This is a genomic window from Brochothrix campestris FSL F6-1037, from assembly GCF_000525915.1.
Lineage (GTDB): Bacteria > Bacillota > Bacilli > Lactobacillales > Listeriaceae > Brochothrix > Brochothrix campestris.
The window spans coordinates 1-663 of sequence record NZ_AODH01000094.1; the positions used below are offsets into that span (position 1 = coordinate 1).

1 pseudogene is annotated in these 663 nt (G+C 36.7%); it reads left to right on the top strand.

From position 1 onward, the window contains the following. Positions 1-64: 64 nt before the first annotated feature. Positions 65-663: pseudogene (locus BCAMP_RS14520) on the top strand (transposase); the annotation flags it as partial.

Sequence of the window (663 nt, forward strand, 5' to 3'; positions counted from 1 at the left end):
TAAGTTAGACAGAATAAATGAGGGCTTGTAAACTAAGACTACTAATAAAAAGGAGTGTGCTACTATGCCACGTCAACGTCGAACATTTACGCCTGAATTTAAACTGCAAATGGTGAAGCTTTATGAAAATGGAAAGTCACGTGCTGATATTGCTCGTGAATATGATTTAACCCCTTCGGGATTAGATAAATGGATTAAAAATCATCAAGCTACTGGCTCGTTCGCAGCTAAAGATAATCGAACAGAAGATGAAATAGAACTAGATAAATTACGTAAAGAAAATCAGCGGTTACTAATGGAGAATGATATTTTAAAGCAAGCGGCGCTGATCATGGGACGAAAATAAATGTGATTCGTAATAACGCTCACCTTTATTCGGTATCAGCAATGTGTGCCGCCCTCGAGATTAAAAGGAGCACCTATTATTATCATATAAATTTAGATGCCACTTCGCAGCGAAAAACAGAGGACATCGCACTTTCAAAAGAAATTGAACGGATTTTCAAAGAAAGCCGTAATAATTAGGGTACGCGTAAAATCAAAAGAGAATTATTAAAGTTAGCTGAACCTAAAACATGTATCAAGAACGCCGAATTAGCCGCATAATGCATTCGTTAGGTTTAGTTTCAAACTACACTGTGGCTCAATTTAAACCGCAAAAAT